Raw genomic sequence first — 13,411 nt, 5'->3', positions numbered from 1 at the left:
TATCATTTCAGGCTGCGTTATTGCGGCATTATACCTGCGAATATGTGCGGATATTGTACAGAACAGATGATTGTACAGAACAGATGATTGTACAGAACGAATGGTGGAGGCACAGCGTGAAGACGGCTGTCAGTAATACAACTCAACAGGTGTTATCAACCTGGCAAAAAAAACGTGGCGCGTTCAGCGCATTTTCCCGTAGCGTGCTGGTTATCCTGCTGTGTACGGCGGGACTAAGTGGAAATGCGTTTGCGGCTCCAGCAACGGCACCGTTATCGACAGAGAATGCAGCACCAGCCGCTCAGCCTGCTGTTGCGTCGCCTTCCGCTCCTGTGACGACCGATGTGCAGGCACCAGCCTCAGCACTCGCGCTGCCTGCCAGTGCGGCACCGGGCACCAACAACCTGATGAAAACCGATTTGTCCGTCTGGGGTATGTACCAGCACGCTGACGCCGTGGTGAAAACGGTGATGATCGGTTTGCTGCTGGCCTCCGTGATTACCTGGGCGATCTTCTTCAGTAAAAGCGTTGAGATGTCTGGCGCGAAACGCCGCCTGCGCCGTGAGTATCTGGCGTTGGAACAGGCGAAAACATTGGACGACGCGCTGGAAACTGCAGACGCGTTCAAAGCCGGCAGCGTCGCACAGCAATTGCTGGTTGATGCGCAGAACGAGCTGGAGCTTTCCGCACGTTCTGATGACAACAACGGAATTAAAGAGCGCACCGCGTTTCGTCTGGAACGTCGCGTGGCGGCTACCGGGCGTCACATGGGGCGTGGTAACGGCTATCTGGCAACGGTCGGCGCAGTTGCCCCGTTCGTGGGGCTGTTCGGTACGGTATGGGGCATCATGAACAGCTTCATCGGTATCGCACAGACGCAAACCACTAACCTGGCGGTCGTTGCTCCGGGGATTGCAGAAGCCCTGCTGGCGACGGCGATTGGTCTGGTTGCCGCGATTCCTGCAGTGGTCATCTATAACGTCTTTGCTCGTTCGATTGCTGGTTACAAAGCGATGGTCGGCGATGTGGCTGCACAAGTGCTGCTGCTGCAAAGTCGCGATCTCGACGTGGCTGCCAGCAACGATAACCGGGCGTCTTCAGCAGCGCATAAACTGCGGGTGGGTTAAGTCATGGCGATGCATTTGAAGGAGGACGTGAGTGATGACGGTGAAATGCATGACATTAACGTCACGCCGTTCATTGACGTCATGCTGGTTCTGCTGATTATCTTCATGGTGGCTGCCCCGCTGGCAACGGTAGACATTCGTGTCGATCTGCCAGCTTCATCAGCAGCACCACAGCCGCGGCCGGAAAAACCGCTTTATCTGACGGTAAAAGCGGACAAGCAAATGTTCCTGGGTGAAGAGGTGGTTAGCGAGCAGTCGCTGGCGCAGGTGCTGGATGCGAAAACCAGTGCCAACAAAGAAACGACCATCTTCTTTCAGGCGGATAAAAGCGTCGATTATGAAACCATCATGAGCGTGATGGATTCACTGCGTAAAGCGGGCTACCTCAAGGTCGGCCTGGTCGGTGCGGAAACCGCTGCCGCTAAATAACGGCTGAGGGTTGCGTTGTAAGAAGGAATGCGGATGTTCAAACCGCGTTCCTTTTTTACGTCTGCAGGTTTACATCTGGGTGATAGGGCAGAGTGGTTGGGCGTTAGCCTACGCCCGCGAGTCAGGATGACGCCAGTGAATCCGCGTCGGGATATAGCGTCGATCTTCTTCAAGCGGCTGTTGTGCAATCAGGCTGGTCACCATCTCAAAACTGCTGCGCGCCAGATTTTCACAATCCTGCGCCACGGTATCGATCTTCAACGGTAAGCAGTCAAACAGATAGTGATCGTCAAAGCAGCACAGTCGAATGCCGCTTTCCATCAGGTTATGCTGGTTCATATAGCGCAGCACGCCTTCCATCAGGCCACAGGCGGCAACAAACAGCGCTTTTGGCGGACGACCCAGCGTTGCACACAGCTGAGCAAACATTTCATAACCCGCGCTGGGGTGATAGCTGCCGTGAATAATCCACTCCGGCTTGCAATCGATACCTGCGCGTGTGAGTCCAAGCTGGAAGCCTTCCAGACGGTGGCGAGTCGGGGAGATTCGCGGCTGGCCGCCAAGGAAATAGAATTCATCACGATGCTGACGGGCGATACGCTCGACCATTTCTGCCGTGGATTCTACCGCTTCGGAAATCACCATCGGCAGCGTGGAATCACCAATCACCCGGTCAAACTGTATGACGGGCAACTGCTGATTAATTTTCTGATATTCGACATCGCTTAACAGGCTGGAAGCGACAATCAGGCCATCGACCTGACGCTGCACCAGACTGTTGACCGCCATCATCTCCTGACTGGCGTTTTCGTCGGTGCAGGCAATCAGCAACTGTAGTCCTGCTTCACGGCACAGCATTTCCAGCTCGCGTGAAATCACGGCAAAGCCGTAGTTGGTCATTTCCGGCACCACCAGCCCCAGCGTGTTGCTGCGTGAGGAACGCAGCGAACGTGCGTGAATGCTGGGTTGATAACGTTGCTCGTGTGCGACGGCCAAAATGCGATCGCGGGTTTCATCAGAAACGCGAAACTCTTTGCTACGCCCGTTAAGTACCAGGCTGGCGGTAGATTTTGATACACCAGCCAGCGCGGCGATGTCACTGATTGTTATGCGTTTAGTCGGTTTCACCGCGAGGTCTGCTATCAGAAAAAAGGGAAGTTATTCTATCACGCATGACGCTAACAGCCAGTGCTGTAGCGTTAATCGCCCAGAACCGCTGAACGTCATGATCGCCTCGCTTTCCGGGAAATAGCGTGCAGACATCACGGCTTCACCGTCGTTGATAAAAATTTCAACGCTGGAGCGATCGCACAGGATCTGCAATTGGTTCAGAGCGCCGCGCCAGTAACGATGCTCGGGCTCGCCGGTACGACGGTTACGTCGGCTCAGCGTGACGCGTTCACCGTCCCAACAGAGAACCAATTGGGAAGCGAGGCTGAACTGGAATTCTCCCCGCACGGTGATAAGGATTTCCGCGCTGCTAGCGTCCAGCGGAGACGCGTAGTCTGCGGCACCCTGCCAGCTGTAATGCTGTCTGCGCAGCAACTGCAACTCGCGCGCAGGGCGTTGATAAACGCGATCGTCATGCAGCGTGAGTTCACGCGGGCAGGTCATGGTATGGATCCAGCCATGTTCGATCGTCGGTTCAAAAAATTCATTGTCGTCAGGAATCGACATCCAGCCGAACAGCAGGCGTCGCCCGTCTTCACTCAGCGTGGTTTGTGGAGCGTAAAACTCGAAGCCGAGATCCAGTTCGTGGAAATCCTGATGCAGGTAAGCGCCGTTTTCGTAATTGAGTGAGCCGATGAAATAGCCAGCCTGAAAGGTATTTAGGTAGCGTTCCTCTTCGGGGGGAACGCCCTGCGGGCAGCAAATCAGTACGTCTTTGCCATCCAACGGGAACAGGTCCGGGCATTCCCACATATAGCCAAAATCACCGAGCCCGCCCAAACGGGAACCGGCGATCTCGCCGATCTTTTCCCACGCCAGCAGATCGGCAGAACGGTAGAGCAATACTTTACCTTGTAGATCGAGATCCTGTGCACCGAGCACCATGTACCAGTGGTCGTCATGACGCCACACTTTGGGATCGCGAACGTGGCCGGTGTAGCCGTCGGGGAGCGTCAGAACCGCTCCCAGTTTGTCATATTCACCGTTAGGGTTCTCACGGGCGAGGCACTGAAACGCGGTACGTGAACCGTCATCGTATTTGACGTTACCGGTGTAAATCAGCGTGATCGCGCCATGATCCACCACGGCAGAACCGGAGTAGCAGCCGTGGCTTTCATAGCTTTCGCTCGGCACCAGCGCGACGGGCTCATGCGTCCAGTTCACCAGATCGGCGGAACTCCAGTGCCCCCAGAATTTCGCTCCGTGGGCACAGGCTAAAGGATTCCACTGATAAAACAGATGGTAACGCCCGTTGTGATGAATAAATCCGTTCGGATCGTTGAGCAGACCAACGTTTGGAGACAGATGCCATTCCGGGCGATACGGATCTTCCTGTTTCCGTGAATGGCCTGACATCAGGGCGTGCGCCATGCGCTTTAGTAAGTGGACTTCCTTCATTATTCGCTATCCGTTTTATATTTCAGCAGTAAGGAAATGATAAAGGCGGCACCGAACGCAATTAACATCCCAATCAGGTAGTTAAGCATTGAGCCCCCTTGCACAATCGCCAGTCCCGGAAAACCGGTCAGCCCGACGGCCGTCATATTGACGTGATTGAAAACCACCCATGCGCCACCGAGTGCACCGCCTGCCAGCGCCGCCAGGAACGGTTTAATGAAACGCAGGTTGATACCAAATATCGCTGCTTCCGTGATGCCTAGCAGACAAGAAAGCCCGGCGGGAACGGCAATCGCCCGGGTTTTGGCATCGCGCGTTTTGAAGTACACCGCCAGACACGCGCCGCCCTGCGCCACGTTCGCCATCGCCCAAATTGGCAGCAGGAAGTTGACGCCGATATTCGGGTTGCCAAGCAGTCCAGCTTCAATGGCATGGAAGCTGTGATGGACGCCAGTGATCACGATGACGGAGTAGAGGCCGCCGAACAGCAAACCGGCTAGCCAGCCAGCGTGCGTAATCAATGTGCTGAGAACCAAAGAAATGCCATCGCCCAGCGCACGTCCAGCCGGACCAATGAGCAGCATGGCGACAAAGCCGGAAATGATGACGGTCAGGAACGGCGTGACGATGATGTCCAGCGCATCCGGTACGATCTTACGCAGGCGTTTTTCCACGATGCTCATGAACCAGACGGCCAGCAGGACCGGAAACACGGTGCCCTGATAGCCGATCATGGCGATGTCCATGCCGAAGAAATGCATGGTCTGGAAACCACCGGCGACGCCCCAGGCGTTGGTCAACGCTGGATGGGTTAGGATACCGCCCAGCGTCGCACCCAGATAAGGGTTGCCGCCGAATTCCCGTGCGGCGGTAAAGCCGATCAGAACCGGCAGGATAATAAATGCCGCGGAGCTGAACATATCCAGCATGACAAAGATCGCGCTGCTGGAATCGACCCAACCGTAGGTCTTGATCATGCCGAGCAGCCCCATCAACAGACCGGATGCGATAATCGCCGGCATGATAGGGACGAAGATGTTCGACAGCAGGCGCGCCAGACGTTGCAGCGGGTTCAGTTTTTTCGCGGCAATCGAGGCGGCTTCGGATTTGCTCGATTCACTGATGCCTGCCGCTTTAATGAACTCGGCATACACCTTGTTAACTAGCCCTGTGCCGAAAATGATCTGCATTTGTCCGGCGTTCTGGAAGCAGCCTTTCACGCCATCGACGTTCTCGATCGCTTTCTTGTCAGCCAGACTGTCATCATTCAGCACCAGACGCAGGCGAGTCGCACAGTGAGCAGCACTGGCGATGTTCTCTTTCCCGCCGAGAAGGGGGATGAGCGCGGCGGCAGTAGCGTTGATATCCATGTTATTCCTCTTCTTTCTATAGGATATGCGGTTTCTTTGGCGTCGATTAGCGCATCATCGACGCCAGATTCAGGCAATGATTAGAACCAGGTTTCCATCTGGATACCGAAGTTCCATTCGCCGCCTGCTTTAAAGCCGGTGGAGCCAAACGTATCTTCACTGGAGTAGTTATCCAGTCGTTTATCCCAGTCCATGTAGCTGGCAAACACGCGCAGTTCAGGGCGGCTAAAGAAGTTGCCGATATCGCCAACCTTGAACGTTGGTGCGAAGGTCAGCTTGTAGAAGCCGCCGCTAACCTGATTCAGGCTGCGATAACCGCGTGGATCGAGGTCCATGTATTGATAGCTGCCTTCATAGGCCAGTGCAAAGTTTTCGGTGATTTCCTGAATCAGGCGCGCATTAAACGTCACCCATTCGTAGCTATCACCGCTGACGTAACGGTCTTTGCTGGTTTGCGCCAGAATGGATGGCGCGAAGCTCCAGGTCTTGTTCAGCGCGGTGGTACCGTAGGTCGCAAAGCGCCAGGTGTTAGCATCGTTAGTCAGGTTGCCATCGGCACCGATATTTTTCACTTCGCCACCCAGACCGTGACCGTAGAGGATCGCGGTTTTCGATGTCCCGTCGCGCAAGCCGTAGAAGCTGTCGCCGTGGTAAGCCACCATCGCGTGATAGCCTTTGTCGCCCGCATTGGTGTTAGTAACGACGGTGTTATCGCGGCTGGTACCCGTGTTTTCTTTTACGTCGTTGTTCTTCGCGGTTAATCCACTCAGCATGAACTGGAATGGCCCGACGTAGTTGTTCGCGGTAAAGACGTAGTTTTTAATGTCGTTATCCAGCGAGGTAATCTCGCCGAGGCTGCGGCCATACAGCGAGAAGTTACTCTTGGCGCTATCCGCCCATTTCACGTCATAGATCCCGCCGCCGGTGCCCGCGAGGAAGACCACGTCGCTGTCCAGCCAATGAATATCGAAATTATCGCGATCGAAGCGTTTACCCGCCCACAGCGTGGTGTCCTTAAAGGCACCGGTGAAGGTTGGCAGTGAACCCAGCTCGACGAAGGCTTCACGGATGTTCAGGTCGCTGGTGGCCGCCGTCCAGTCGTTATAGCTGCGCTGGCCGTCCGCCATCATCACCTTGAAGCGGGTGGTTGCGCCGTTATCCAGCTTCTGTTTGTGCTCCAGTTTGATCTCGACGTAGGTGTCGTCTTCATTGCCTAAACGGCCAATATGTCCGCCAGTTTGACCCGCAGGGGACATGCCCGGCCCGATATCGGTTTTGGAACTGGTGGCAGAATCATTGATCGACAGGCCGGAACGCGCGTAGCCGTGGAATTCAAATCCATCAGCGAACGACTTCTGCTTGGCCAGCGCCGTTGTACGCTGTTCCACCTGCTGGGTTTTTTGTTCGGTTTGGGTCGTGCGGGTCGCTAACTGCTGGGTTTGCTTTTCAGCGGCATTGGCTCTGGCTTCGGCGGCCTGAGCGCGGGCTTCAGCCTGTTGCAGACGCTGTTCCATAGCGTTCAGGCGGGCTTCAATACTGTCGGTGTTGGCAGCGGAAACATAAAACGGGGAGGAAAGTAATAATCCTATCGTCACAGCAAGGTGGCTTGGCTTCATTTTTTCGTTCTCGTCGTGAAGGAGATTTATTGTTTTTGGATTTTTCGTGTTTAGCTAAATTGCTAAACCGGTTTTTCATGAGGAAAATAAAAGCCAAAAGAAGGGTTAGCAAGAAATTTCATTCACCCGATTCTGTAACTGTGATCCTGACTACAAAACCGGGCGGTAACCGTATCAAACGAGGGGATTAGGGCTTGGCTAGGGGCGTGCGTGCAACTGCTGAGCGTAGGGGAGTGCGGTCATTGCACCTTTCGCCGTGGTAGCCAGTGCGCCGCACCGCTGCGCCTGCTCGATAATTGGGTCCCAGCTGAGCGGCTGTGACAGGTCGTCATACTGCGCCAGACCGTGCAGCAAACCGGCGACGAAGGCATCCCCTGCACCGGTAGTATCGACGGGCGTTACCGACGGCGCGGTAAAGTGTTGTAGCCGGTGACGATCGTGCAGCCAGACACCTTCGCCGCCCAGCGTTACCAGCAAGAGTTGGGTAGGGTAGCGCTGTATAAATTGCTGAATCCCCGCTTCAACATCCGGTGTTGAACAGAGAAAGGCCAGTTCTTCACGCGATAGCTTCACCACGTCGGCCAGCATCAGCGCCTGTGTCAGACAGTCGCGCAGTTCCTGCTCGCTTTGCCAGAGGTCGTCACGGATATTTGGGTCAAAACTGACCCGTCCCTGCGCAGCTTTCACCTGCCGCATCGCCGCAAATGCGGTACTGCGCGAAGGTTCCTGTGAGAGTGCGATGGAACAGAGGTGCAGCCACTCTCTCTGGCTGAACACCGGCAGGTCTTCCGGCTGTAAAAACAAATCGGCACTCGGGCGCACCATGAACGTGAAGGTGCGTTCCCCTGTTTCATCGAGGCTCACGACCACGGTTGAGGTTCGGTGGAGCCTGTCGTGCGCCATATAGCGAGTATCAACGCTTTCCTGTTCCAGCACTGTTTTTAGAAAATGGCCAAAAACATCGTCACCGACACGACCAACAAAGGCACTGTTTCCCCCGAGTCTGGCAATGCCGACCGCCACATTGGCGGGCGCGCCGCCAGGGCATTTCAGATAGCGTTCCGTATCTTCCGGGATGAGATCGACAACCGCGTCGCCCATGACCCAAATTCTGTTTGCCATAACGTTACTCTTATCAATGATAATTAGACTGTTTGCTAAAATAGAAGAATCGGTTTAGCTAAGCAATACTCTTCACCGCAGAGACACATCCACATCAATAAAACGCACATTTCCACATCGCGTTGGCGAAAATTTATGCGATAGTCATCACGTTGCCACGGTCATCGGACTAAATAAACGGGCCTGTTATCCGATATCTATGGGGCGTGGCTGAATTAAGCCGCAAAAAGGACGAATGGAGAAGGATATGCATTACCCCACCTCTTTCCGGGTTTGCCCCGGTGCGTAATTACAACCTGCTTTGGGGAATATGGGCGATATGGGCTTTATTGGTTATCGTCTGGCTTATTGATATTTATAGCGAATTTCCCCTTCGATATTACGGTCAGGGAGTGGCAGCCGTACTCGCCGCAAGTGCCACGATCGCATTTTTCTACACTGTTAAAAGGAATAACACGATGTTTTCATTCGATAAAAACAAAAAAGACGCAAAAGAACCGCAAGAGCGCAGTGAAATAAACAGCTCTCCCGCTATCAGTCCATCGAACGAGTTGATTAATTCAGTGAACCCTGTGCGTGTGAAAAAAGACACCTTCATTTCTCAGGGCGCGCGCATGACGGGCTCTCTGGCCGTGGATGGCAACATTACCGTGGAAGGCCGGGTAGAAGGTGATGTGCAGTGTGATAACACGATTAAAGTGGAGCACACCGGTCAGGTAAACGGCGAAATGAAATCGCAACAGATCGTCATCAACGGTCGCGTTGAAGGACGCATAGCTGCCAGCGTTGTAGCCATTCTGGCGCAGGGAAAAGTATTCGGCGACATTTTCACCGATGAACTCTCCATCGAAAAAGGCGGTGTCTTCACCGGCCAATCCCACCCGCTGACCCCGCCAGCGCAAAGCCAGGAAAAACTGACCTACGTGGAAAAGAAAAAAGAGAAACCCGCCAAAGCCCCCGCAGAGCAAGAGAACGTCGTCGCGTTAGCGAGCAATGCGCCCACGGCGTGATATTGTCGGGAAAGGTCACTCTGACAGGTAAAGTCTATGGACAAGGAAGACATCATCGGCCGGCGCTACTTCCAGTATTGGGGAAAAGCAAAAAAATCGGCAGATGCGCTGGAAGGGGATGATTATCACCTGCTGCCTTATCACGGTTTGGATGTGGCAGCCTGTGGCTATTTCTTATTAAAGGGAAACTATTTTCAGGCTAACCATGTGCTGCGTGAACTGGCATCTGGTGATGATGATGTCGCCGCATGGTTTGCGTATTTTCTGGCCTGGCACGATATCGGAAAATTTGCCCGAGGTTTTCAGGGCAAATATGCCAACCCTGATTCCCCGTTAGTCCAGCATTCGGGGCAGTCCGGGAGAGACAGGCATGACGATCTGGGCTTCTGGCTATGGACGATGCGTGATGACATTCCCAATTTATTTCCTTTAGGGACGAAAAAGCCCACTTCGGTGGCGAAAAATACGCTGGAGATCTGGCTGAACATTGTTACCGGGCACCACGGCAAACCGGCGGCGGAATGCAAAGGCAGTCTGGCTTTTCATCGTGATGACTATCTGGCGGTAGAATATTACCTGCATGATCTGGAAACGTGCTTTCCCGACGCGTCTACGCTCCCTGCCTGCTTCGCTGACAAAGGCTGGCGAAACCGGCTGAAGCAGCAAAGCTGGGCGCTGGCTGGCTTGACGGTGCTGGCAGATTGGTTGGGCTCGCGCCAGCAAGATTTCTGCTATTGCAGCACGCCGATGCCACTCGAAACCTATTGGCGTGAACACGCGCTGCCGACGGCAGAAAGGGTCATCTCGCGTTTGCCACGAACGCCGTCTACCGCTCCTTTCCATTCTATCCAACAGCTCTTTCCGTTTATCCAGCGCCCAACGCCGCTGCAACAGCAGGCGCTGGAGGCTGATATTTCTGCTGACGGGCCGCAGCTTTTCATTCTGGAAGACGTGACTGGCGCGGGGAAAACAGAAGCTGCGATGGTACTGGCGCATCGGCTGATTGCGCAGCAAAAAGCGAGCGGTATTTATGTCGGCTTGCCGACGATGGCAACGGCGAATGCTATGTACCTGCGGCTTGCCAAGGCCTATCGCGCATTATATTCATCAGAGCACAGCCCTTCGCTGATGCTGGCGCACGGAGCGCGGCATATGTCGTCAGCCTTTATGCAATCGCTGTGGGAGGGCGACAGTCAGGGACAGACGCAGTACGACAAGAAGGAAAACGCCGCTAGCAAAGACTGCAACATCTGGTTTGCGGACTCGCGCAAGAAAGCGCTGCTGGCGGATATCGGCGTGGGGACGCTCGATCAGGCGCTGATGGCGGTGATGCCGTTTCGTCACCAGTCGCTGCGGGTGTTGGGGCTACAGAACAAGCTGCTGATTCTTGATGAAATACATGCGTATGACGCCTACATGAGCAAGCTAATCGAGCTGTTGATTGGCTTCCATGCGCAGCAGGGCGGTAGCGTGATTATCCTCACCGCGACGCTGCCGCTTAATCTGCGGGAAAAGCTGACGTGGGCGTTCGCGCAGGGGATAGCGTGTGAGGCTGTACAGCCTGACCCCGACGCGGCTTATCCGTGGATGACACAGTTAACGCGGGGGGGCCTGCGGGAAACGCTGTTGGATACGCGGGCGGAAGTGCGACGCGAGGTCAAGATTGGTTGGTTGACTGAACGGTTGCAGGGCATCGAACGTGTGAAGGTTGCCGTGGCGGCGGGGCAATCGATCTGTTGGATCAGGAATACGGTGGATGACGCCATCGCCGTGTATCGCCAACTCATTGAGGCGGGTATTGCAGAGGAAAATATGTTGCTGTTCCACAGTCGTTTTGCCTTTTGCGATCGCATGGCGATTGAGGAACAGGCGCTGACGTGGTTTGGCAAAGACAGTACGCCGGAGCAACGTGGTGGCAAAGTACTGATTGCCACGCAGGTGGTTGAGCAATCGCTGGATATTGATGTCGACAATATGATTAGCGACCTTGCGCCCATCGATTTGCTGATTCAGCGTGCAGGGCGGCTACAGCGGCATATCCGGTTTCTCGACGGGCGTCGTAAAACAGAGTCGGATACGGCGCCGCTAACGGATGAGCGCCCGGCTGCGGTGCTGCACATTATGGCTCCCGTCTGGCAACCAGAAGCGGAAGCCGACTGGCTAGGCGATGAACTGCGAAATAGCGGCTACGTTTACCCCGATCATGCTGCGCTGTGGCGTACGCAGGCGATATTACGCGAACACGGTGCGATAAAAATGCCGGAAGCGGCGCGACAGCTGATCAACAGCGTGTATGAAGAACAGATCGCGGTGCCTCCGGCCTTGGAAGCGATAGCCTGCACGGTTCTGGGGAAAAACTACGGCCAGCGTTCTTTCGCACTACAGTCTGCGCTGGCGTCGGTACACGGTTACTGTGCTCAATCCAGCGACTCTGGCTGGAGCGATGCGGTAGATATCTCCACCCGCATAGGAGAGGAAACGCTGGATCTGTATCTGGTGTGGAAACCGGAAAACGACGGCGAACTCCCGCAGCCTTACGCCACATCGGAAACCTTCGGCTGGGAGCAAAGCCGCGTGCAGGTGCGGGTAGACCAGTGGAAGAAGCGTAAAACCGGATTGCCCATATTGGAAGGTGAAGCACTGGAGCAATTTCGGCAGCAATTACACCGCCCACAGGCCGAAGTGCTGCTGCTGAATCGGGGTGAAACCCACGCGTTTTACAGTGAGCGGGTGGGATTGATGCTCAGTCAATAAATGTTTCAACAGGCACATTAAAGTAGCGAGAAAAGTCCTTAACTTGCTGTAATGTCATGGTTCGCTTACCGTTAATAATGTCAGAGATGACGCTTTGTGTTGCAATTTGCTTTAAATCTGACTGTTTCAGCCTTCTTTCTTCAATAAAAAAAGCTAAGGCTTCAGCCTGACTGACGTGGGGCACATCCCGATTTTTCTTTTCATATTCATAGACTCTGTCCGCGATTAGCTCTGCAAAAGTGGCTGGAATATCATTGACATCAGAAGAATGGAGGTAAAGTTGATTGATACACTCCATTCTTTCCTGAAGATCTTTATCGTCTTCAATAGGTTCCATACAGGCAGAGAGTAAAACAGACAGGCTGTTAAGCTGCTCAGAGGCTTCCTGAAGCAGAAGAGGTAAATTTTCGATGAGCCCGCTGATTCCTACAGAACGGTTAGAACCCAGAGATGTATTTCGCATAATTCACCTTTTTGCCTTCGTTTGAGCTTTCCACCACTTATCGTACTCGGCGTGAGAGCACACGTCTTTCACATACAAAGAACCCGTACTAGGGTTTAACCATGCTATGATTCTGCAATTGTTACCATGTATATCAAATACATATATATCAAGTGGTCCTTTGCGGCTTTCGTTTTCTAGCAATGTGAAAGGTATGCGATCGACATTCCAGCAAGATGTATTTCGCCATACATGACATAACTGTTCGTAGGACTCAAACCGCAGTGATGGCTTGTCAAAAACATCCAGCCATAACTTCAAACCAACTCTCCATTTCGCATGCTTTTTCATCGCATCGGTGATGGCCTTGGCTGAGATGACTCTCATTCTTGCTCCCTAATAATATCGCAAATTGCGATAATTGCAAAAATACGGCGCATTCGGTACCCCTGAGGGCGCGCTGTTAACATACAAAATATCCCTTTTTGCGGAATATCTTTTTCTGCTATTCCCTGTGTTTTTTGCCAATTAAATAGCGCTTGCTGAGTGAATCTGACAATCGCTTAACGATTGGCTGACGCCACGCATAGCGTGCCCGTTATCACTTTGAAGTCATTCGGATTCTCACCCCGGAAGCCGATATTTCGGCAGCGAAGCAACTATATCGCCAGATGTCGGAAGCAGGCAAACAGGAGTTTCCACTCTTATCGAACGAATTGGGGTTTTTGCGAGCAGTGCCGTAATTGGGGGGGTATCGGTTAGCTATTTGCAAGGAATATGCTGGTTTCGTGCGATGAAGTGGCTTAAGAATAGTGAAATAGCTGCGCACGAAACATTCACTACATCGACATACAGCAAACGAGTGCGAGTACAGTAGTATCCTCAGCCATAAACGTGAGCCATCTCTCTGGCGTCGCGGGCTGAATGCGTTAAAAAAGAGACTGTAGAACCAGCCGTAATCGGCTTGCCGCAG

11 protein-coding genes are annotated in these 13,411 nt (G+C 53.7%); 4 read left to right on the top strand and 7 right to left on the bottom strand.

Annotated features, from left to right (window positions below; genetic code table 11):
* Positions 1 to 116: 116 nt before the first annotated feature.
* Both exbB and exbD read left to right on the top strand, forming a co-directional pair.
* Positions 117 to 1,127: a tol-pal system-associated acyl-CoA thioesterase gene (exbB, locus tag MYB54_RS19735; protein ID WP_104212650.1), complete on the top strand. Its 1,011-nt coding sequence runs from the start codon at positions 117 to 119 to the stop codon at positions 1,125 to 1,127.
* A gap of 3 nt (positions 1,128 to 1,130) precedes the next feature.
* Positions 1,131 to 1,556: a TonB system transport protein ExbD gene (gene exbD / locus MYB54_RS19730; protein WP_010280259.1), complete on the top strand. Its 426-nt coding sequence runs from the start codon at positions 1,131 to 1,133 to the stop codon at positions 1,554 to 1,556.
* Between the two features lie 108 nt (positions 1,557 to 1,664).
* Here the strand turns inward: exbD and MYB54_RS19725 are convergent, their stop codons facing one another.
* The 5 genes from MYB54_RS19725 to cscK form a co-directional block, all read right to left on the bottom strand.
* Positions 1,665 to 2,684: a LacI family DNA-binding transcriptional regulator gene (locus tag MYB54_RS19725; RefSeq protein WP_014913917.1), complete on the bottom strand. Its 1,020-nt coding sequence runs from the start codon at positions 2,682 to 2,684 to the stop codon at positions 1,665 to 1,667.
* A 30-nt stretch (positions 2,685 to 2,714) separates the two neighbouring features.
* Positions 2,715 to 4,124 (bottom strand): glycoside hydrolase family 32 protein, encoded by a 1,410-nt coding sequence (locus MYB54_RS19720; RefSeq protein ID WP_248721264.1) that lies wholly within the window; start codon positions 4,122 to 4,124, stop codon positions 2,715 to 2,717.
* Positions 4,124 to 5,494, bottom strand: a complete 1,371-nt coding sequence (locus tag MYB54_RS19715; RefSeq protein WP_014913919.1) for a sucrose-specific PTS transporter subunit IIBC — start codon at positions 5,492 to 5,494, stop codon at positions 4,124 to 4,126. Before MYB54_RS19715 ends, MYB54_RS19720 begins: the two co-directional genes overlap by 1 nt.
* 80 nt (positions 5,495 to 5,574) lie before the next feature.
* A complete protein-coding gene (locus tag MYB54_RS19710) occupies positions 5,575 to 7,110 on the bottom strand; it encodes a carbohydrate porin (RefSeq protein WP_039462746.1) in 1,536 nt (511 codons plus the stop codon).
* A gap of 198 nt (positions 7,111 to 7,308) precedes the next feature.
* Positions 7,309 to 8,232, bottom strand: coding sequence for a fructokinase (gene cscK / locus MYB54_RS19705; protein WP_119871067.1), 924 nt, complete (start codon positions 8,230 to 8,232; stop codon positions 7,309 to 7,311).
* Positions 8,233 to 8,690: 458 nt separating this feature from the next.
* Between cscK and MYB54_RS19700 the strand changes: the two genes are divergently transcribed.
* A complete protein-coding gene (locus MYB54_RS19700) occupies positions 8,691 to 9,242 on the top strand; it encodes a bactofilin family protein (protein WP_039282723.1) in 552 nt (183 codons plus the stop codon).
* Positions 9,243 to 9,278: 36 nt separating this feature from the next.
* Complete coding sequence (gene cas3 / locus MYB54_RS19695; RefSeq protein ID WP_248721262.1) at positions 9,279 to 11,996, top strand: CRISPR-associated helicase Cas3'; 2,718 nt, start codon at positions 9,279 to 9,281, stop codon at positions 11,994 to 11,996.
* Here cas3 and MYB54_RS19690 read toward each other — a convergent pair.
* Entirely contained in the window at positions 11,986 to 12,459 is a 474-nt protein-coding gene (locus tag MYB54_RS19690) for a helix-turn-helix domain-containing protein (RefSeq protein ID WP_248721261.1), read from the bottom strand. The two genes, cas3 and MYB54_RS19690, sit on opposite strands and share 11 nt — an antisense overlap.
* Positions 12,460 to 12,462: 3 nt before the next feature.
* Positions 12,463 to 12,789 carry a type II toxin-antitoxin system HigB family toxin gene (locus tag MYB54_RS22125; RefSeq protein WP_371928300.1) on the bottom strand — a complete coding sequence of 109 codons (327 nt, stop codon included), beginning with the start codon at positions 12,787 to 12,789 and terminating at the stop codon, positions 12,463 to 12,465.
* Positions 12,790 to 13,411 lie beyond the last annotated feature (622 nt).

The sequence above is a fragment of the Pectobacterium nicotianae genome (genome assembly GCF_023272715.1).
GTDB classification, from domain to species: domain Bacteria; phylum Pseudomonadota; class Gammaproteobacteria; order Enterobacterales; family Enterobacteriaceae; genus Pectobacterium; species Pectobacterium brasiliense.
This window is presented reverse-complemented; position numbering and strand designations above follow the sequence as displayed.

Excerpts from the sequence above, each read along its gene's own strand:
- MYB54_RS19690 (WP_248721261.1), bottom strand. The coding sequence starts at position 12,459 with ATGCGAAATACATCTCTGGGTTCTAACCGTTCTGTAGGAATCAGCGGG.
- MYB54_RS19700 (WP_039282723.1), top strand. The coding sequence starts at position 8,691 with ATGTTTTCATTCGATAAAAACAAAAAAGACGCAAAAGAACCGCAAGAG.
- MYB54_RS19720 (WP_248721264.1), bottom strand. The coding sequence starts at position 4,124 with ATGAAGGAAGTCCACTTACTAAAGCGCATGGCGCACGCCCTGATGTCA.
- MYB54_RS22125 (WP_371928300.1), bottom strand. The coding sequence starts at position 12,789 with ATGAAAAAGCATGCGAAATGGAGAGTTGGTTTGAAGTTATGGCTGGAT.
- exbD (WP_010280259.1), top strand. The coding sequence starts at position 1,131 with ATGGCGATGCATTTGAAGGAGGACGTGAGTGATGACGGTGAAATGCAT.
- cscK (WP_119871067.1), bottom strand. The coding sequence starts at position 8,232 with ATGGCAAACAGAATTTGGGTCATGGGCGACGCGGTTGTCGATCTCATC.
- MYB54_RS19710 (WP_039462746.1), bottom strand. The coding sequence starts at position 7,110 with ATGAAGCCAAGCCACCTTGCTGTGACGATAGGATTATTACTTTCCTCC.
- cas3 (WP_248721262.1), top strand. The coding sequence starts at position 9,279 with ATGGACAAGGAAGACATCATCGGCCGGCGCTACTTCCAGTATTGGGGA.
- MYB54_RS19715 (WP_014913919.1), bottom strand. The coding sequence starts at position 5,494 with ATGGATATCAACGCTACTGCCGCCGCGCTCATCCCCCTTCTCGGCGGG.